General features: G+C 61.4%; 19 protein-coding genes. 14 read left to right on the forward strand and 5 right to left on the reverse strand.

Going from position 1 to position 18,643, the window contains the following annotated elements:
- Positions 1–122 precede the first annotated feature (122 nt).
- The 4 genes from DQG18_RS14435 (at position 123) to DQG18_RS14450 (ending at position 3,352) form a co-directional block, all read left to right on the forward strand.
- Positions 123–335 carry a cold-shock protein gene (locus tag DQG18_RS14435; protein ID WP_116654955.1) on the forward strand — a complete coding sequence of 71 codons (213 nt, stop codon included), beginning with the start codon at positions 123–125 and terminating at the stop codon, positions 333–335.
- A 299-nt stretch (positions 336–634) separates the two neighbouring features.
- Positions 635–1,108: a transcription elongation factor GreA gene (gene greA, locus DQG18_RS14440; protein WP_116654956.1), complete on the forward strand. Its 474-nt coding sequence runs from the start codon at positions 635–637 to the stop codon at positions 1,106–1,108.
- A gap of 367 nt (positions 1,109–1,475) precedes the next feature.
- Entirely contained in the window at positions 1,476–2,426 is a 951-nt protein-coding gene (trxB, locus tag DQG18_RS14445; RefSeq protein ID WP_116654957.1) for a thioredoxin-disulfide reductase, read from the forward strand.
- 32 nt (positions 2,427–2,458) lie between these two features.
- Positions 2,459–3,352, forward strand: a complete 894-nt coding sequence (locus DQG18_RS14450; protein ID WP_116654958.1) for a LysR family transcriptional regulator — start codon at positions 2,459–2,461, stop codon at positions 3,350–3,352.
- A 1,280-nt stretch (positions 3,353–4,632) separates the two neighbouring features.
- Here DQG18_RS14450 and DQG18_RS14455 read toward each other — a convergent pair.
- Positions 4,633–5,835: a pyridoxal phosphate-dependent aminotransferase gene (locus tag DQG18_RS14455; protein WP_116654959.1), complete on the reverse strand. Its 1,203-nt coding sequence runs from the start codon at positions 5,833–5,835 to the stop codon at positions 4,633–4,635.
- Between the two features lie 144 nt (positions 5,836–5,979).
- Between DQG18_RS14455 and DQG18_RS14460 the strand changes: the two genes are divergently transcribed.
- Both DQG18_RS14460 and DQG18_RS14465 read left to right on the forward strand, forming a co-directional pair.
- Positions 5,980–6,405, forward strand: a complete 426-nt coding sequence (locus DQG18_RS14460; protein ID WP_116654960.1) for a CBS domain-containing protein — start codon at positions 5,980–5,982, stop codon at positions 6,403–6,405.
- Positions 6,406–6,707: 302 nt separating this feature from the next.
- A complete protein-coding gene (locus DQG18_RS14465; protein ID WP_116654961.1) occupies positions 6,708–7,604 on the forward strand; it encodes a DMT family transporter in 897 nt (298 codons plus the stop codon).
- Between the two features lie 75 nt (positions 7,605–7,679).
- Here the strand turns inward: DQG18_RS14465 and DQG18_RS14470 are convergent, their stop codons facing one another.
- Positions 7,680–8,084 carry a DUF2147 domain-containing protein gene (locus tag DQG18_RS14470; RefSeq protein ID WP_157970196.1) on the reverse strand — a complete coding sequence of 135 codons (405 nt, stop codon included), beginning with the start codon at positions 8,082–8,084 and terminating at the stop codon, positions 7,680–7,682.
- 299 nt (positions 8,085–8,383) lie between these two features.
- On the opposite strand from DQG18_RS14470, the gene DQG18_RS14475 reads away from it, so the two are divergent.
- The 4 genes from DQG18_RS14475 (at position 8,384) to DQG18_RS14490 (ending at position 10,954) form a co-directional block, all read left to right on the forward strand.
- Positions 8,384–8,983, forward strand: a complete 600-nt coding sequence (locus tag DQG18_RS14475) for a thymidine kinase (RefSeq protein WP_116654963.1) — start codon at positions 8,384–8,386, stop codon at positions 8,981–8,983.
- On the forward strand, positions 8,980–9,363 hold the full coding sequence (locus tag DQG18_RS14480) for an acyl-CoA thioesterase (protein WP_116654964.1): 384 nt from the start codon (positions 8,980–8,982) through the stop codon (positions 9,361–9,363). The genes DQG18_RS14475 and DQG18_RS14480 overlap by 4 nt, the downstream gene beginning before the upstream one ends.
- 182 nt (positions 9,364–9,545) lie before the next feature.
- Entirely contained in the window at positions 9,546–10,199 is a 654-nt protein-coding gene (locus tag DQG18_RS14485; RefSeq protein WP_116654965.1) for an SH3 domain-containing protein, read from the forward strand.
- Positions 10,200–10,555: 356 nt separating this feature from the next.
- Positions 10,556–10,954, forward strand: coding sequence for a septal ring lytic transglycosylase RlpA family protein (locus DQG18_RS14490; protein WP_116654966.1), 399 nt, complete (start codon positions 10,556–10,558; stop codon positions 10,952–10,954).
- A 544-nt stretch (positions 10,955–11,498) separates the two neighbouring features.
- Here DQG18_RS14490 and DQG18_RS14495 read toward each other — a convergent pair.
- Genes DQG18_RS14495 through DQG18_RS14505 form a run of 3 tightly spaced genes read right to left on the reverse strand, consistent with a single transcriptional unit; the run spans position 11,499 to position 13,153 of the window.
- On the reverse strand, positions 11,499–12,209 hold the full coding sequence (locus DQG18_RS14495; protein ID WP_116654967.1) for an RNA polymerase sigma factor: 711 nt from the start codon (positions 12,207–12,209) through the stop codon (positions 11,499–11,501).
- Entirely contained in the window at positions 12,210–12,734 is a 525-nt protein-coding gene (locus DQG18_RS14500; RefSeq protein ID WP_116654968.1) for a cupredoxin domain-containing protein, read from the reverse strand.
- Positions 12,731–13,153, reverse strand: a complete 423-nt coding sequence (locus DQG18_RS14505; protein ID WP_245958476.1) for a hypothetical protein — start codon at positions 13,151–13,153, stop codon at positions 12,731–12,733. The genes DQG18_RS14500 and DQG18_RS14505 overlap by 4 nt, the downstream gene beginning before the upstream one ends.
- 174 nt (positions 13,154–13,327) lie before the next feature.
- Here DQG18_RS14505 and uvrB point away from each other — a divergent pair, with 174 nt between their 5' ends.
- From uvrB to DQG18_RS14520, 4 genes are all read left to right on the forward strand, one after another.
- The gene (gene uvrB, locus DQG18_RS14510) at positions 13,328–15,925 is read left to right on the forward strand and encodes an excinuclease ABC subunit UvrB (RefSeq protein ID WP_116654975.1); all 2,598 of its coding nucleotides are present in this window, start codon (positions 13,328–13,330) and stop codon (positions 15,923–15,925) included.
- 171 nt (positions 15,926–16,096) lie between these two features.
- Complete coding sequence (locus DQG18_RS14515; RefSeq protein WP_116654969.1) at positions 16,097–17,467, forward strand: HD domain-containing protein; 1,371 nt, start codon at positions 16,097–16,099, stop codon at positions 17,465–17,467.
- Entirely contained in the window at positions 17,464–17,952 is a 489-nt protein-coding gene (locus tag DQG18_RS16230; RefSeq protein ID WP_157970197.1) for a hypothetical protein, read from the forward strand. Before DQG18_RS14515 ends, DQG18_RS16230 begins: the two co-directional genes overlap by 4 nt.
- A gap of 70 nt (positions 17,953–18,022) precedes the next feature.
- Positions 18,023–18,394: a hypothetical protein gene (locus DQG18_RS14520; RefSeq protein ID WP_116654970.1), complete on the forward strand. Its 372-nt coding sequence runs from the start codon at positions 18,023–18,025 to the stop codon at positions 18,392–18,394.
- Positions 18,395–18,643 lie beyond the last annotated feature (249 nt).

Below are 18,643 nucleotides of genomic sequence, written 5' to 3' on the forward strand. Positions count from 1 at the left end.
CGGCCGACCGATCTAGCCTAGCGATTTTCGCCTGCTGACGTCCTGAACCACAAACTTTCGATATACCGGGAGCCGTCGATGGTGGTTCCTCAAGTTACGACAGCACGACGAAAGGACACGCCATGGCTACTGGCACTGTCAAATGGTTCAACACCCAGAAGGGCTACGGCTTCATTCAGCCCGATGAAGGCGGCGCGGACGTCTTCGTCCACATTTCCGCCGTCCAGAACAGCGGCATGGCCGGGCTCGACGAGGGCCAGCGCATCTCCTACGAGATCGTGAAGGACAAGCGCACCGGAAAATCCGCCGCCGGCAACCTCGCGGCGTCCGAATAGGTCTCCCCGCCACTTGAGCACATCGCCCGGCTCAAACGGCCGGGGCAAGAACACGAGGGCGCGAACCGGAAAGGTTTCGCGCCCTTTTCTTATACCGGACCGGGGCTTGCAGCCCGCCACCTGCACCCCATATTGCGCCCAACCCGCCGGGATATGAAACGCGCCCTTGACCCCGCACCAAGTCGGGGGCAACCTGCGCGAAGCAATCCCCGGCAGTACAAGGCGAATGGCGCTGATGACGCATCGGCGAGGTTGGCTTTTTATTGGCTCACCCCTTATCTACGGGAGCGAAAAGGAAAATGAACAAGATCCCGATAACCGTGGCCGGACACGCCGCGTTGGTCGAAGAATTGCAGCGCCGCACCGGCCAGGACCGCCCCGCGATCATCGATGCGATCTCCGAAGCGCGCGCGCATGGCGACCTGTCGGAAAACGCTGAATATCATGCGGCCAAGGAGCAGCAGAGCCTCAATGAAGGCCGCATCATGGAGCTCGAATCCCTGCTCGCGCTGGCCGAGATCATCGACGTTTCCAAGCTCTCGGGCGACACCGTCAAGTTCGGCGCCACCGTCACCATGATCGATGAGGACACCGACGAGGAAAAGACCTACCAGATCGTGGGCGATCCCGAAGCCGACGCCAGCGCCGGCCGCATCTCGGTGTCCTCCCCCATCGCCCGTGCCCTCATCGGAAAATCGGTCGGCGACTCAATCGAAGTCTCCGCCCCCGGCGGCGCCCGCGGCTACGAAATTCTTAAGATCGCCTTCGCCTGAATCGCTCGGGGGGATCGGCCTCCCCCCTTCCCCCTCCCATTCTCACCCGCACCCTTTCTGCGCTCTCAAGGGGGAGGCGCTGGCCTTGTGCGTAGGGAAGTGCACAGGAAAAGAAAGCACCCTCCCCTTGATGGGGAGGGCTGGGGAGGGGTGAAGCTACAAGCGCAGGACCGTCCAATAACCTGCCCCCAAGAGATTCGCGTCCCCCAAAATCCCCCCTCCAAATACCCCTTTCCGGGCAAATCATTCCCCATTGCGGCAAATAAGCCGCAAGCTCACAGCTTTCGGCCCCCTTCCCCCGCGCGCGGCTTGTAACGTGCGTGCGGCGTGCCATATTTTGTTCATCTGAACCGGACACATAGAGCCCATGCACGCCAAGACCATCATCATCGGTTCCGGCCCCGCCGGATACACCGCCGCCATCTATGCCGCTCGCGCCATGCTCGAACCGCTCATGATCACCGGCACCCAGCCCGGCGGACAGTTGACCATCACCACCGACGTCGAGAACTACCCCGGCTTCGCCGATCCCATCCAGGGGCCGTGGCTCATGGACCAGATGCGCGCGCAAGCCGAAAACATGGGCACGAGGATAGAGAACGACCTGATCGTTGACGTCGATTTCTCCCGTCCTCCCTTCCGGCTCACCGGCGACAGCGGCACGGTCTATACCGCGGACAGCGTCATCATCGCCACCGGCGCCCAGGCTAAATGGCTCGGCTTGCCCACCGAGGAAAAATTCAAGGGCTTCGGCGTTTCCGCCTGCGCCACCTGCGACGGGTTCTTTTACCGCGAAAAGACCGTGCTCGTTGTCGGTGGTGGCAACACGGCGGTCGAGGAAGCCCTGTTCCTCACCAATTTCGCCTCGAAGGTCATTCTCATTCACCGCCGCGACCGGTTCACCGCCGAAAAGATCCTGCAGCAGCGCCTCTTCAAGCACCCCAAGATCGAAGTGCGCTGGAACACCGTGCTCGACGAGGTCCGGGGCGACAACATGCCCCCTTCGGTTCGCGGCGCGGTCCTGCATAGTGTCACGACCGGCGAGACCGCCGAGCTCGAGGTCGACGGCATTTTCGTCGCCATCGGCCACGCACCCTCCACGGAGATCTTTGCCGGCAAGCTCGACATGAAGCCCGGCGGCTACATCGTTACCGCGCCCGACAGCACGGCGACTTCGGTGCCCGGCGTTTTCGCGGCTGGCGACGTCACCGACGACGTTTATCGTCAGGCAGTTACCGCCGCGGGCATGGGCTGCATGGCCGCGCTCGAAGCCGAGCGCTATCTTGCCGCGCACGAACTGGCTGAAGCCGCCGAATAGGCAGCAATATAGTAAAAGAGGGGACAAGGAGGATGCTGGATTGGGACAAGCTGCGCATATTTCATGTCGCCGCTGAATCGGGAAGTTTCACCCATTCCGCCGAAAAGCTCGGCATGTCCCAGTCGGCCGTTTCGCGCCAGATTTCCGCGCTCGAGGAAGACCTTGGCCTGAAACTCTTCATCCGGCACGCGCGCGGGCTGGTGCTGACCGAGGTGGGCGAACAACTCTTCCGCACCGCCCACCGCATGGCATGGGAACTTCAATCGGTCCACGCCCAGATGACCGAAAGCCAGGATGTGCCCACCGGCCCGCTTCTGGTCACCACTACGGTCGGGTTCGGCTCGACCTGGCTCACCAACCGCATCCACGAATTCGTGAACCTTTATCCCACCATCCAGCTCGAAATAAAGCTCGACGACGCCGAGCTCGACCTTGCCATGCGCGAGGCGGACGTCGCCATTCGGCTGCACCGGCCCAACCAGTCCGAGATGATCCAGCGCAAGCTGTTCACCGTGCACTTCCACATCTACGCCGCCCAAAGTTACATCGCCGAGCACGGCGCGCCGCAAAGCGTGGAGGAACTTGACGCCCACAAGATCATCTCCTTTGGCGAGCCCTCGCCCTCCTATCTGGGCGACGTCAACTTTCTCGAACGCATCGGCCGCCCCGATAACAGCCCGCGCCGCACCGCGCTCAAGGTCAACGCCATCTACGGCATGATGCAGGCGTGCCGCCAGGGCATCGGCATTGCCATGCTGCCCCACTACATCACCGAACAGGAGCCCAGCCTCGTCGAAGTGCTCCCCGATCTCGAACTGCCCGCCTTCGAGACCTATTTCGTCTACCCCCCTGCCCTCAAGAACTCCAAACGCGTCGCCGTCTTCCGCGACTTCCTCGTCGAAAAGGCCCGCGACTGGAATTTCTGAACCGATCTCTCCAGCCCACAACAGATTCCCTTCCCCAAAAGGAGGGAAGTGCTGGCCTTGCGCGTATGGAAGTGCCGAAGAAAAGGAAGCACCCTCCCCTTGATGGGGAGGGTTGGGGAGGGGTGAAGCCACACACGCAAATCCATCTGTGGTAGCCCGGCCTCAAGGAGGAAGGGACAAAAAGAGCCGGCACGTTCGCCATTACCCCTGCGACACAATGACAACCCTCCCCGCTCCAGCCTGCCACCACCCCGCGCAACCCCCAGTATCCCTGGCCCTTGCGCACCCTGCACGCCCAGCCATGCACCAGACGCATGGCTGACATGAACCTGCCGGGCTTGCCCTCCATCACTCGAAACACTACTTCCCCGGCAGACATTGCGCGCTTTTCTCCTCCTCCCTTTGAGCGCGTTTGATGTTCCCTCCTTGCGAGAGGCTTACCTCTTGCACTCCGCCCCGCTCCCCCCTCGAGCGGGGCTTTTTTTTGCCCATGCGCCAGCCCGCCCTTCCTCATCGCCATCGTGGCCATCTCTGGTTCTGTTAGGCGCTCTAAGTGCAAATCGGCAACACATGCACGAGATGCATGGCTGCCATGTCTAATCACGACTTCCCAAGTCGTGATTAAGCATGCATATAGAGACCGTCACTGACGCGGCGCGCTTTTCCTCCTCCCAAGCCCCCCGCGAGGTGACACTGAGCGGGAAAGGTTTCTCCTCCTCCCTTCCTGACCCGCTCCACGGCCTTAATCGATCCTCCTCCCTCGATTTTGGCCGACAGATCAGGCCCCACCGCAAGGTGGGGCCTCTTTTTTTGCCCGCTCGGGCGATTTGCCTCGTGCATGGCTGATATGCGCAATTACGCATTGAAGCGGGGAACCCCTGGCCCCATATTCGCATTGTCAATCGAGCGACGCGCCCCTCCTCCTCCCTGGGCCCCTCGCTCATGACAACCGAACCGGGGTTCGTATCCTCCTCCCACGAACCCCCGTTCACCCGGCCCGCCGTATCCTCCTCCCACGGTCCGGCCGCAAACTGAAAAGATTTGGGTTCGCCCGATCAAGGCTCCGTCTTCTGGCGGAGCCTCTTTTTTTGCTGCGCACGGCAGCGGACTGCAACATCGCAGCCCCCTCATCCGACCTCCACTCCGTTCCGGCCCCCTTCTCCCACGAGGGGAGAAGGGGAACCGGGGCCGCCACACGAGCCCCCCTCTCCCCCCGTGGGAGAGGGGTTGGGGGTGAGGGGGTCAGCGATGCCGGCATCATGCTCCGTAGCAGGCTGCCCCTACCGCACCCCCGCGCAAAACGCCTCGATCCGGTCCATCGCCTGTTCCAGCTCCGCATCGGCTGCCGCGTAGGAAATGCGAAAATGTCCCGCCAGCCCGAACGCGCTGCCATGCACCAGCGCCACTCCGTTCTCCTCAAGCAGCGCCATCACCACATCCTCGTCGGTTGCAAGCGCCCGTCCCCCGGCGCTGGTCCTGCCGAGCAATTCCTTGCACGAGGGGAACGCATAGAACGCCCCCTCGGGAACGAGGCACTCGAGCCCCTCGCATTGGTTAAGCCGCCCCACCACATAGTCGCGCCGCTTCTGGAATACCGCCCGCCACGCGCCCAGAAACGCCTGCGGCCCGTTCAGCGCCTCCACCGCCGCCCATTGCGAGATCGAGGGCGGATTGGTCGTCGATTGCCCCTGCAGCTTCGTCATCGCCTTCAGGATTTCGCGCGGCCCCGTGCAATAGCCGATCCGCCAGCCGGTCATCGCGTGCGATTTGGAAACCCCGTTCATAGTTAGCGTGCGCGCCATCAGCCGCGGCTCGACCTGGGCGATCGTCGCGAAATCCCGACCGTCATAAACCAGCACCTCATAGATATCGTCGGTAAGGATATGAACGTGCGGGTGCCGCAACAGCACTTCGGCCAGCCCCTTGAGTTCGTCAGCCGTGTAGGCCGCGCCGGACGGATTGGAGGGTGAACCAAGGATCAGCCACTTGGTCTTCTCCGAGATCGCCGCCTCCAGCACTTCGGGGGTGAGCTTGAACCCGGTCTCCTGGCTCGCTTCGGCAAACACCGGCTCGGCCCCCGCCAGCCGCACGATTTCCGGATAGCTCACCCAATAGGGCACCGGCACCACCACCTCGTCGCCCGGATTGAGCGTTGCCAGCAAGGCATTGAAAATGATCTGCTTGCCACCCGTCGCAACGAAACAGTCGTCCGCCGTCACGTCCAGCCCGTTATCGCGCCGGAATTTTTGCGCCACCGCTTCCTTGAGCTCGGCGATCCCGTCCACATCGGTATAGCGCGTTTCCCCCCGGTTGATGGCCGCGATGGCCGCTGCGCGCACATGCTCGGGCGTATCGAAATCGGGCTCTCCCGCCGAAAGCGCGATCACGTCCTTGCCCGCCTGGCGCATCTTGCGCGCCAACTGGCTGATCCCCACGGTCGCCGAAGGCTGCACCCGCAAAAGCGCATCCGATAAAAGGGCCATCAGTCGAACTCCGTCCATGTCTTTGGTCTTGCTCTCATATACCGCTCTCTACGGGGCGGCGCCACGCCCGCCATGCCACCAAAGCCGCTCTTGCGCGTTGAGCATCATGCAGGCAAGGTCTAGCTATCAGGAGGAACCAGCGCCATGCACGTCGAAACGATTCTGAACGCCAAGGACGGCACCATCGTCACCGTTACTTCGCGATCCACCATCGGCGAACTCATTGCCACCCTTGCCCAGCACAATATCGGCGCCGTGCTCGTGGTCGATGATGGACGGCTTACCGGCATCGTCTCGGAACGCGACGTCGTCCGCCACCTCGCCAGCAGCGCCGAAGGCTTCCGCAGCCAGCCCGTCGCCACCATCATGACGCGCACCCCCAAGACCTGCACCCGCAACGACACGCTCGACGACGCCATGGCCAAAATGAGTACTGGCCGCTTCCGCCACCTTCCCGTCATGGAAAACGACCGCCTCATCGGCATCATCTCCATGGGCGACGTCGTCAAACGCAAGATCGACATGGCCGAACAGGAAGCCAACGAACTGCGCGAATACATTTCAAGCTGAACGGCCTCTCCCCTCGAAAGCCAGCGGCCCCATCGCCTCCCTCCCCCCTCCCAACCTCCCCCACAAGGGGGGAGGTGCTGGCCTTGTGCGCATAGGGACAGCCAAGCAAAGGAAGCACCCTCCCCTTGATGGGGAGGGCTGGGGAGGGGTGAAGCCACACACGCAGATTCAGGATGCGATAGCCCCCCGCAAACGCAGAGCACTAAGAAAAATCACAGCACCCCGCTAACGCCCTCCCCTTGCCCCTCCCCCCACAACCGGCTACCACTCCCGGCACCTCGTCTCCCGCAGCCCATCCCCACATGCCCCGTTCCATCGCGCTTTTTTGCCTGCTGCTGACCACCGCCATCTGGGGCTTTGCCTTCATTGCCCAGAAGACGGCGATGGACGTCATGGGGCCACTGACTTTCATGGCCTCACGCTACCTGCTCGGCGGCCTCGTCATCCTGCCGCTTGCCCTGCGCGAGAATGGTTTGCGCACCGCCCCGCTCACGGGTCGCGACTGGTCGCTCATCGGCGTCATGAGCGTGGTTTTCTTCATCGCCTCGCTGCTCCAGCAACTGGGGCTCATCTTCACCACCGTCACCAACAGCGGTTTTCTCACCGGGCTCTATGTGCTGTTCGTGCCGCTGATCCTGCTGGTCTTTTTTCGCACCGCGCCCCATCGCATCGTGTGGTTCGCGGCCCCGTTCGCGCTGTTCGGCCTGTTCCTGCTCAATGGAGCGACACTCAGCGCCATTAACCGCGGCGATGCGCTGGTCATCGCAAGCGCCGTCTTCTGGGCGCTGCACGTCCTGCTTATCGGCCTGCTCGCCACCAGGACCAGACGCCCGGTCCTCATCTCCGCCATCAGCTTCCTGATCGCGGGCGGGCTCAGCGCTGTGGGAGCGCTGGCCTTCGAGGCACCCTCCCTCGAAGCGATCTCATCGGGCTGGGTCGAAATCCTTTACGCAGGCGTCATGTCCACCGCCATCGCCTATACCCTTCAGGCCGTCGGCCAGCAGCACGTGCCCCCCGCCAACGCCGCCATCATCCTTTCAGCCGAAAGCCTTTTCGCCGCGCTTGGCGGCGCGCTGCTGCTAGGCGAGCGCCTGCCGCCCGAAGGTTATGCCGGGGCGGCGCTGATCTTTGCCGCCATCGTCCTGGTCGAAGCAATTCCGCAATTGCGCAGACGCAGCACTGAAGCGCTTCCAGAATAAGTGGGCACCACTTATTCGGTTCGGGAGCGCGACAAATCAAAGGCTTGGAGCTGTTTTGACTTCATCAAAACAGCTCTACCGCACCCGGTTGAGCGCGATATTCTCGCAGATGACGAACAGCGCGCAGGCCTTGAGTTCCATGTTGTCCGGCCCGGTCTGGGTCACCGTCCCGCCGATATTGAAGCCCTCGAGCGTCACCGTGCCCTGCCAATGTCCGTAGCGCGTCTGCCGCGCGTTCTTGAACATATAGGTGTTGAGATATTTGGTGTTGCGCGCGTCCTTCTTGTCCTCCTGAATCCAGATCAGCTCCGCGCACAACCGGTCGCCATTCTCTCCGCAATAGGAAAATTCATAGCGGGACTCACGATTGTCCGGCTCCCAGACCCCGATCGGATCGAGCCCCTGCTGCGCTCCCACACCCGCCGCCCCCACAACGCCAAGCGTGAGACCAAGGCACAGCGAAATCATTTTACGCAACATCGTTCGGCTCCTGACTGCGGCAACACCCGCCATTTTTCCCAAACCACATGAACAACGCCTGAACCGTAGGGAAGCGCCGAAAAAAAAGGAAGCACCCCCGTCACACCACTGTCATCCCGCCCCCTTACCACTACCCCCAGCAAGCCTTACCCCGCTTGCATCCGCCGGTTCCCCGCCGGCTCCCTTCACGGCCGCCCGTCCCGGCGGCCGTTTTTCTGTGGATGCCCCGCACCGGCGCATGGCCGCACCGCCAGAGCGCGATAAGAAGCAAGGGTCCGCCCCTTGCCCCCGGAGCGCCGATGGCCAAGCTTTATTTCTCCTACGCCGCCATGAATGCCGGCAAATCGACGATTCTGCTTCAGGCGTCCCACAATTACCGCGAACGAGGCATGAAAACCCTCCTGTTCACCGCCGCGCTCGACGACCGCGCCGGCCTCGGCGTCATCGCCTCGCGCATCGGCGTTTCCGAACAGGCGCGCCTCTTCGGCCCCGAGGATGATCTGTTCAACCAGATCGCCGAAGCCCACGCCCGGCAGCCCCTCAGTTGCGTCTTTTTCGATGAGGCCCAGTTCCTCACCCCCGCCCAGGTCTGGCAGCTCGCCCGCGTCGCCGACCGGCTGGGCATCCCCGTCATGTGCTATGGCCTCAGGACCGATTTTCAGGGCAAGCTCTTTCCCGGCTCGGCCGAACTGCTCGCCATCGCCGATACCCTGCGCGAAATCCGCACCATCTGCCATTGCGGCGCCAAGGCCACCATGGTCATCCGGCTGGGCGCCGACGGAACCCCGTTGGTCGAAGGCGAACAGATCGACATCGGCGGCAACGACAAATATGTTTCGCTGTGCCGCCCCCACTGGGAGGAAGAAACCGGCCGCTACCGGCCAGAGGATAAACGATGAACGCTGACACCGAACCAAGGGGCGAATTGACCATCCGCACCATGCCCATGCCCGCCGATACCAATCCGGCGGGCGACATTTTCGGCGGCTGGGTGATGAGCCAGATGGACGTGGCTGGGGCCATCGCGGCGGTCGAGCACGCGGGCGGGCGCGTCGCGACCGTCGCCATCGAGGCCATGGCCTTCATCGCGCCGGTACGGGTGGGCGACGTCTTTTGCGTCTATACCTGGGTCGATCGCGTCGGCAACACTTCCATCACCATCGGCATGGAAGCCTATACCCGCTCGCGCCACACCCCCAACCGCACCAAGGTAACCGAGGGCAAGTTCATCTATGTCGCGCTCACCGAGGACGGCCACAAGCGTATCATCGGAACTTAGCGCGCCTCCGGTATCGGCAAGCATCGGCCCGTTCATGTCCGGTTCAACCGGCCCCGTTTATTTGTCGCGGCCATGTTGAACGTCGGCCGTGGCAGTAACGGCGGACGGGTTGCCCGGAACTGACCGGCCCCTCTGGAAGTTTTCTTTCCAAGTGACCGGCATCTCGCCCAAGGGAGAATGAAATGAACGCTCGCAAGTTTGCCACCGCCGCGCTCCTGGCCATCGCAACGCTCATGACCAGCGCAGGCGCGGCCTTCGCCTACGATGCCGCCGCGACCACCGCGCTCAACGTCCGCTCGGGGCCCGGCACCAATTACCGCGTCGTGGGTGTCCTGGAGCAGAACCAGGTCGTTCAGGTTCTCGAATGCACCCCCTCCAATACCTGGTGTCGCATTCAGGATCGCACCATCCAGGGCTGGGCCTCGTCGCGCTATCTGCAACAGGTTGCGGGCGGCAGCACGCCGGTGCGCCCCACCCCGCCGACCGGCCAGCCTGATGTGGGTATTTCGATCAACACCCCGAACTTTTCGTTCGAGATCGGCACCGGCAACCGTCCCGGCATCACGCCCCCACGCCCCTCGGGCCAGATCTGCTTTTTCGAAGAGTACGATTATCGCGGCCGCAGCTTCTGCGCCTCGGGCGGCGACAGCGCCCGCTATATCGAGCGCTTCTGGGACAACCGTATCCGCTCGGCCCGCGTCGAAGGCAACGCCGAAGCCACGGTCTGCACCGACACCAACTTCTCGGGCCGCTGCGCCGTGATCGATCGCTCCGTCCGCAATCTGGGCATGCTCTCGGACGACATCTCCTCCTACTGGATCTCGCGCGCCCGGTAACGCCTGAGCACCCAGCATTCGTCGCCACATCGCGAGCCCCTCACCCCCGGCCCCTCTCCCTCAAGGGGAGAGGGGGGCTCAAGAGCCGAGACATTCGCAGGGTTCCCCCTTCTCCCCTTGAGGGAGAAGGGGGGCTTTCGCGGAAGCGAAAGGTCGGATGAGGGGTGCTGCGATGCCAATGACCCGCGTCATGTAAACCAGTTACCAGACGTTCCCCCCGCCATGCCGTTGCCCCTGTTGCCCAAATACCATAGTTCCGAATCACCGGTCCTCCCCTCCGCCACGGCGCCCCTTTCTCGCCACATCCCCGTGCAGAACCGCCCATCAGGGTTAACAGTACGGATTTTTTGGGTACAATGAAGGTTATCAAGGCCGCCGCGCTTTCCGTGGCGCTCGCTGCCGGTGCGATCACGTTCGCCGCGCCGGTCTCTTACGCACAACAGCAGGTCGCGGTCGTTGAAACCGCTTCGGGCACCGCCTCCTGGTATGGCGGAAAATTCCACGGCCGCCGCACGGCCTCGGGCGAAAGCTACAACCAGCACGCCCTCACCGCCGCCCACCGCACGCTGCCCTTCGGCACCGAGGTGGTGGTCACCAACCAGAACAACGGCAAGAGCGTCGTCGTCCGCATCAACGACCGCGGCCCCTTCATCGGCGGCCGGATCATTGATCTTTCCCATAAGGCGGCAAGCCAGATCGGCATGATCAATTCAGGAACGGCCAGCGTCAAACTCGAAGTCATCGGCGGCGCCTGATCGGCGTTTCGGACCATTAATCTAAAATTTACCGACAATTTGAGTTTCCCGCACAACGGCCGGCATCGGGCGCATACTCGCTTCAGGTGCCGGCCCGGATACGATGGTTCCGCCCCGGCCGGATGGAGGGGTAGTGGCGATGTCCCATAAACTGTCGGCCCAAAAGCTCGTTTCGATGACCGTCGCGGCGCTCACCGGCGCGATGATGTGCGGCCTGTTCGCCCTTGTCCTCATGGCCACCGGGGCCTTTGCCGCCTGAACCGCCCGTTCAGCATCCGTTCAGCCGCCTCCTGCTTATCTGCATCAACACGAAAACGTCATCGCGTGAAACCCAACCGCGCCCTGTGACGTTGAAGCAGACAAGAGGCATCGAACGAGGAGGCTAAAAATGGCCCGCACCCTGATCCAGATGAGCATCGCCGGCGCTGCTGGCGCAGTCATGCTGACCATGATGGTCACCATCATGACCTTTACCGGCGCCTTCGCCTGAACCTTCTCTCTCCAAAAGCAGTCTGCCCCCGCCGCTTCCTCCCGGCGGGGGTTTTCAGTTCTTCAGAACGCCGCGCGCCGCGAGCGCCGCCACGGTTCTTTCCGTCAGCGCCTGGCACCGCTGCCCATCGAAGGGAAATACGCTGGCGAACCCCCCGGCCAGTTCCTTTTCCACGAGGGTCCGCAGTCGCCGCCGCGCCCGGAATAGCCGCGTCTTGACGGTGATCGGGTTGAGCCCCAGATCCATGGCAATCGAGCGCACGTCCATGCCCTCGCTTTCATGCATCAGGAACACCACTCGCAGCGGCGCTGGCAGGGTGGCGATGGCCGTTTCCAGAATATCGCGAACTTCGCGTCTCGCCACAGCGGCCTCCGGACGTTCGATTTCCACACCGGGAAAAGGCACGACGCTCGACGTCTCCGTCCCCGTTTCGATTACCGTGTCATAGCTTTCATACGGCCGGGCCGCCCGTTTTCGCATCGCCGCCGCGTTGAGCGCGATCCGTGTGACCCATGTCGAGAATCGCGCCTCCCCGCGAAAGCTGTCGAGCTTCGTGAAAGCCGCCAGATAGGCCTCCTGCACGACCTCCTCGGCTTCCGCATCCGTGTCCACCACGCCGCGCGCCACGCGGAACAGCCGCGGATTGAGGCGCCGGATCAGCTCGCGGATGGCCACCTGATCCCCCCGCCGCGCACCGGCCACCAGCGCGGGCTCGCCGCGCTGGTCTTCGTGTTCACCAATCTCTGTTACGGTCTTGAGCACCATTCACCTGTTGGCTTCGGGGCCTGCCGCGACGATCTCGTCCACAGGCACCAGACCGGCCTGCGCGGCGACCGGCAGATCGCCCTTTGCCGCCTGCTCCCCCTCCCAGCCCGGATCGCCAGGCGCACCGACCACGATGCGGCCCACCATCCCGTGCATTTCATGCGGAATGCAGTAGTAATCATACACTCCCGGCGCAGAAAGCACGACCTCGAAGCTTTCGCCGGGCAGAAGAAAGCCGCTATCCCACGGCACGGCGGCCGATGGTATGCGCCTTGCCCTGCCGAAGACATCGGGATGATAGGCGGTCGCCGTGTGGCTGTTTCCGGCGTCCTCATTGACAAAACGGACGCGCGCGCCCACCGGCACCGCAATGGCATTCGGCTCGAACCAGGCGCTTTCGCCACGCGGGCTGCCCTTCATCGCGATCGTCACCGTCTCCTGTGCCCGTGCCGGCCAGCCGGACAGGAGAGCGGCGGCAACTGCGCCGCTCCCCAGCCCGAGCACGGTTCGCCGTGTCGGGCTCATTCCGCCAGCCTCGCCTTGGCGTCTTCGTCATGGTGCAGCACCACATGGGCGTGCGGCGACTCGACCCCCGGATGGCCGGCATTGTAATAGATATCCACCGAGGTCACCGTGTGCGATCCTACCCCCAGATCGTCGAAGGAGACGCCATTTTCGAGGTCCTCGATGGGCGTCATATAGACCGTGGCCGAGAGCTTGCCCTCATGGTCATAGGAGAGAAACGGTCCGGCGGGGAGCGTGGCGGGGTCGACATAAAGGGTCCCCAGCCCCGGAATGAATTCAGGCAGCGGCAACACGTCGCTGACCTTGACATAAGGCTCCGGCGGCGGAGCCTGAAGCAAAGGCCCTTCGTCATGCGCCCAAACCGGCGCGGCCAGCATCCCCACAACCAGAGCGATTGGCGCGATTTTCCCGATCATCATGTATCCTTTCCACTCGAGGCGAACTTGCCTCACACCCCCTTGGATGCAGCTTCGGCCAAAAGGTTCGCCATCGAACGGAAATTATTTTCACGTCCTGGTCTTTGCCCGCCACCGTTCACATTCCGTTCTTCTCGTGCTATTGAATCCCTCCGATCGCCGAACCACATGTGCGCCATGGCTTCCGACAAGAAATCCCGCCCCTCCAAACCCGATTTCTCCATCGACGATTTCATCCGCGAGATCGAAAAGGCAGAGGATGCGGCAGCGTCCAGACCGCTCCCGCAGGAGCGCCTGCGCAACAAACGCCGGCTCGATCGCGAAGAGCGGCAGGCCGCGCAGGAACCCTTTCGGCTGGCCGGGAAGGGCAAAGACAATGCCGAGGCCAATGCCCGCCGCATGAGCGAAAAGCTCAAGGGCGCCAAGTCTTCGGCCACGGGCCGGTCCCCCATCACCGGCATGAGCCTCAAGGCCCCCAAATCCAAGGCCAACGCCATCGAGCGCCCCACCAATCTCGACGGGTTCGGCGAAGCGCCGCAGGCCGGGTTCGGCCACGTCCCCTCCCGGCCGACCGCCCTTGAAACCGCAAGAAACACCAATGCCCGTGGAGGGGCTGGCGGGGCCGACGCCAGCGCGTTAAGTGGCGTTACGGCTACCGTCAAAGCCCTCGAAGACATCATCCTGCACGGCCGCAAGGAAGTGGAAGGCTCGGCCCCCTGGCAGCCCCACCGCCCCGAGCGCCCCGCCAAGGATCGCGGCGGCATTCCCTTCAAGCTCGTCACCGATTACACCCCGGCTGGCGACCAGCCCACCGCCATTGCCGAGCTTGTCGAGGGCGCCAGCAATGGCGAGACCGATCAGGTCCTGCTCGGCGTCACTGGCTCGGGCAAGACCTTCACCGCCGCGCAGGTCATCGCCCGCACAGGCCGCCCCGCCTTGATCCTTGCCCCCAACAAGACGCTGGCCGCCCAGCTCTATGGCGAGTTCAAGAATTTCTTCCCCGAGAACGCGGTCGAATATTTCGTCTCCTATTACGACTACTACCAGCCCGAGGCCTACGTTCCGCGCACCGACACCTATATCGAGAAGGAATCCACCATCAACGAGCAGATCGACCGGATGCGCCACTCGGCCACCCGCGCGATTCTCGAACGCGACGACGTGATCATCGTCGCCTCGGTGTCCTGCATCTACGGCATCGGTTCGGTCGAGGACTACACCACCATGACCATCTGGCTCGAAAAGGGCCAGAAGATCGACCAGCGCGCCCTGCTCAACGAACTCGTCGCCCTGCAATACAAAAGGGGCGACATGGGCTTCGTGCGCGGCACTTTTCGCGTACGCGGCGATACCGTGGAAATCTTCCCCGCCCACTATGAGGACGCCGCCTGGCGCATCACGCTGTTCGGCGACGAGATCGAGGCCATCGCCGAGTTCGATCCCCTGACCGGCAAGAAGTCCGCCGAGCTCAACGCCGTCCGCGTCTTCGCCAACTCCCACCACGTCACCACCCGCACCACGATGAACGCGGCCATCAAGGAGATCAAGAAGGAACTCCAGGCGCGCCTCCAGGAGCTCAACGGCATGGGCCGGTTCCTCGAAGCCCAGCGCCTCGAACAGCGCACGCTGTTCGATCTCGAAATGATGGAAGCCACCGGCTCGTGCGCGGGCATCGAGAACTATTCGCGCTATTTTTCGGGAAGAAAGCCCGGCGAGCCGCCCCCCACCCTCTTTGAATATCTCCCCGACGACGCGCTGGTCTTCGTCGACGAATCCCACGTCACCATCGGCCAGTTGGGCGCCATGTATCGTGGCGACCTCCGCCGCAAGGCGACGCTGGCCGAATACGGCTTCCGCCTGCCGAGCTGCATGGACAACCGCCCCCTGCGCTTCGAGGAATGGAACGCCATGCGCCCGCAGACGGTCTATGTGTCAGCAACGCCGGGCGCGTGGGAACTGGAGCAGACCGGCGGGGTCTTCGCCGAACAGGTCATCCGCCCCACCGGGCTCACCGACCCCAATGTCGAGATCCGCCCCGCCACCTCGCAGGTGGACGATCTGGTGGACGAAATCCGCAAGACGACCGACGCGGGCTACCGCACGCTGGCCACCGTCCTCACCAAGAAGATGGCCGAGGATTTGACCGAATACCTCCACGAGCAGGGCATCCGCGTACGCTACATGCACAGCGACATCGACACCATCGAGCGCATCGAAATCATCCGCGATTTGCGGCTGGGCACCTTCGACGTCCTCGTCGGCATCAACCTCCTGCGCGAAGGCCTCGACATCCCCGAATGCGGCCTCGTCGCCATCCTCGACGCCGACAAGGAAGGCTTCCTGCGCTCCGAAACCTCCCTCATCCAGACCATCGGCCGCGCCGCCCGCAACGTCGACGGCAAGGTCATCCTCTACGCCGACCGCGAAACCGGCTCCATGGAACGCGCCCTCGCCGAAACCAACCGCCGCCGCGAAAAGCAACTCGCCTACAACGAACAACACGGCATCACGCCCCAGTCCGTCAAAGCCCGCATCAACGATATCGTAGATTCCGTCTACGAACGCGACCACGTCTCGGTAAAGATCAGACCGGGCAAGGACGGCAAGGACACCGTGCCGGTGGGCGCGAACCTCGCAGCGGTCATCAAGGACCTCGAAGGCAGGATGCGCGAGGCCGCAACCAACCTCGAATTCGAGCAGGCGGCAAGGCTAAGGGACGAGATCAAGAAGTTGCGCGAGATGGAGATGGATGTGCTGGAGGGGCCGGGGGGATAGGGCAGGACATGCTCAGCGGGGTTGGCGTTGTTTTCCAGAAGCCCTACATCCCGCACAAATAAAGCGTGGTGCGTTTCCTTGTCGAGCATCCAATCAACCTCAAACAAAACCTGCTTTTAAATTATTGCAAAACTCGTATGAATCAATTTGATTGAACGGGCAACAAGGGGGATGTCTGTGCAAAAATCACAAAGAGTTCGCGATCCAGTTCACGATCTGATTGTTTTCGATACGAGCGATTTTGAGCAGAAAATTTGGTACTTTTTAAATAGTAGAGAATTTCAACGCTTAAGACGGATAAAGCAGCTCGGTTTTTCAGAACTCGTTTATCCAGGAGCAACACATTCTCGACTTGCCCATAGCCTAGGAGTGTTTCACACCGCTAGACAACTTTCTGGATTGGTCCGGGATAGGCTCGGAGGAAAGTATGACAATGACCGGGCGAAGATTGCCCAAGCTGCCGCGCTCGTTCATGACGTAGGCCATGGGCCATTTAGCCACGCATTCGAGGAGGCCGTTAAGCAGCTCGATAAAGATCGAGGTGAAAAGCGTGAACACCGACACGAAATGTGGACTGCCGAAATTATCCGCGGCAACACCGAACTAGGAGATCGGATTCGTGATCGTTTCGGGAGCGATTTTCGGGAGCAGGTCGCTCAGTTGCTACTTCAAGACACGCCCACGGACATATACTCCGCCATTGTATCCAGCCAGTTCGATGCGGACCGACTAGATTACGTGAGACGGGATAGAATGATGACAGGGGCACAATCTGGCGGCTTCGACTATTCTTGGCTGCTAGCAAACTTGGAAGTAGCCAAGGTCACAATCGCGACAGACGATGAAGAATATGCAGAGGTCGATAGCCTTGTTTTAGGCAGCAAAGCACTTCAAGCAGCCGAGGCATATGTTCTCGGTTTGTTCCAAATGTATTTTACGGTATACTTTCACAAATCGACTCGCTCAGCGGAAAAAATGCTTACAGCTATTTTCCGCAAGCTGGGCAACTTTGTTCTGGACGGCAAGGCAGAACAAATCGGTCTTGAGGAAGAGAGCCCTGTGGTGAAATTCGTTAAGGAAAGGTCACTAGATTCCTATATAGAACTGGACGACTCAGTCGTATGGAGTGCCCTGCGCACATTGACTAAGTCAACGGACGAAGGTTTGGCGATGCTTTCTACAAGACTTCTGGATAGGAGACTGTATCAAGCCATAGACGTATCTGCGCATCTCAGCGCGAATGAAGGACAGGTGGCTAATTTTCGAAAGCAGCTCAAGGCCGCGAAAGAGGCCGGCCATATTGCCGCAGATGAAGTTTTTGAGGACCAGCCAAAGCGGAATCCCTACAAGCGTCGTGGCTATGACACTCCGGAAGCCTTGTCTCGAGTTCTCATTTATCCTCCGGGGGGTGATAAATATGATGACCTTGCCACCATGTCGGATGTGGTAAAATCACTCAACGAAAAGAAAATTTTTCGAGCTTATGCCAAGGATGATAGAGCAAAGAAAAAGATAATGGAGATATTGGAGGAGTTGAAATGACCGACGACGTAAACAATATTGCCAAAGTCATAATTCTCAATGGACGACAACTTATTGGAAAAACACGCCTTCAAAAGACAATTTACTTTCTTGAGGCAAGGGAAGCGGGCTTTGGATTCGATTTTGACTATTATCATTACGGACCTTACAGCGAAGAGCTTTCTATAGCCTCAGATGACGCAGTTGCGCTTGGCGCTATCGAGATCGAATGGAAGGCGAGCCAGCGCTTACAGGCTTATGCCGTTTTTCGCACAGAATTGGATTGTCCGGGTGAGGCGTTAGACGCCAAACGCAAAGCAATACTCGAAGTTCTGGATCGTTACGATTCAGTTTCATTAGAATTGGCTGCTACAGCGGATTTTTTGAAACGCACTGGAGAATATGAAGACAGTTGGATCGAAACAAGAAACCGAAAAACCACTAAAGCCACAACCGAACGTATGGAACGTGCCAAAAAATTGCTGAGGGATTTAGAGGCTATTTAGCCCCACCCCCACAAACCTCCCTTATCCTCTCCTGTTGCCCTCGGCCACCGCCGCGCAACAGGAGCCCCACATGCAAGACGATTTCAGCGCACGCGCCTTTCGCTATCGACAGCACCACGCCAAGCTCACAGTTCTTTACAGGGAAGTCGCCGGGCAGGCGCGGTATCGGCCTCGGCTCAAGGTGCCGGTCGAAACCATGCGGATCGTCAGGCGGCATCTGCTTGAAATCCGCAAGTTCCGCGTCGCGTGCGGCGCAAAGGCGAGGCGGTTTCCGACTGTTCCCGGTGGCACCTTGCGCTTTTCCACCCTCTCGATGCTGCTCGCCATGACCCGCGCCGAGTTCGAGAGCTTTGGCCGCGCCTTCCAGTATCATGTCGATCCCGAGCCCCCGATACGGCGTCCGGGCAGGCGGGTGGATACGCAGGCGCAAAAATTTGACTGAACGAATTGAACGGAAATCGTTTTCTCGTTCAGTTATGGATAGGGGTTTCCACCGCTGCCCCAAAATCTTGTCCCCGCGCCCCGAACCCTCATTATGATCATCCCCGTCGCCGCCCAGAGCACGGTAAGCATCCGCTGAGGGCCGCGGTTATTTCGCTTTCGCCTTGGGTTTCCATCGCCGAGCGTAGCGCTTGAGCTCACCTTCGATGGCTTCCACATCGACCAGACGTGGATCGAAGCCGTCCTCGAG

It is taken from the genome of Pelagibacterium sediminicola (genome assembly GCF_003390885.1).
In the GTDB taxonomy this organism is placed as follows: domain Bacteria; phylum Pseudomonadota; class Alphaproteobacteria; order Rhizobiales; family Devosiaceae; genus Pelagibacterium; species Pelagibacterium sediminicola.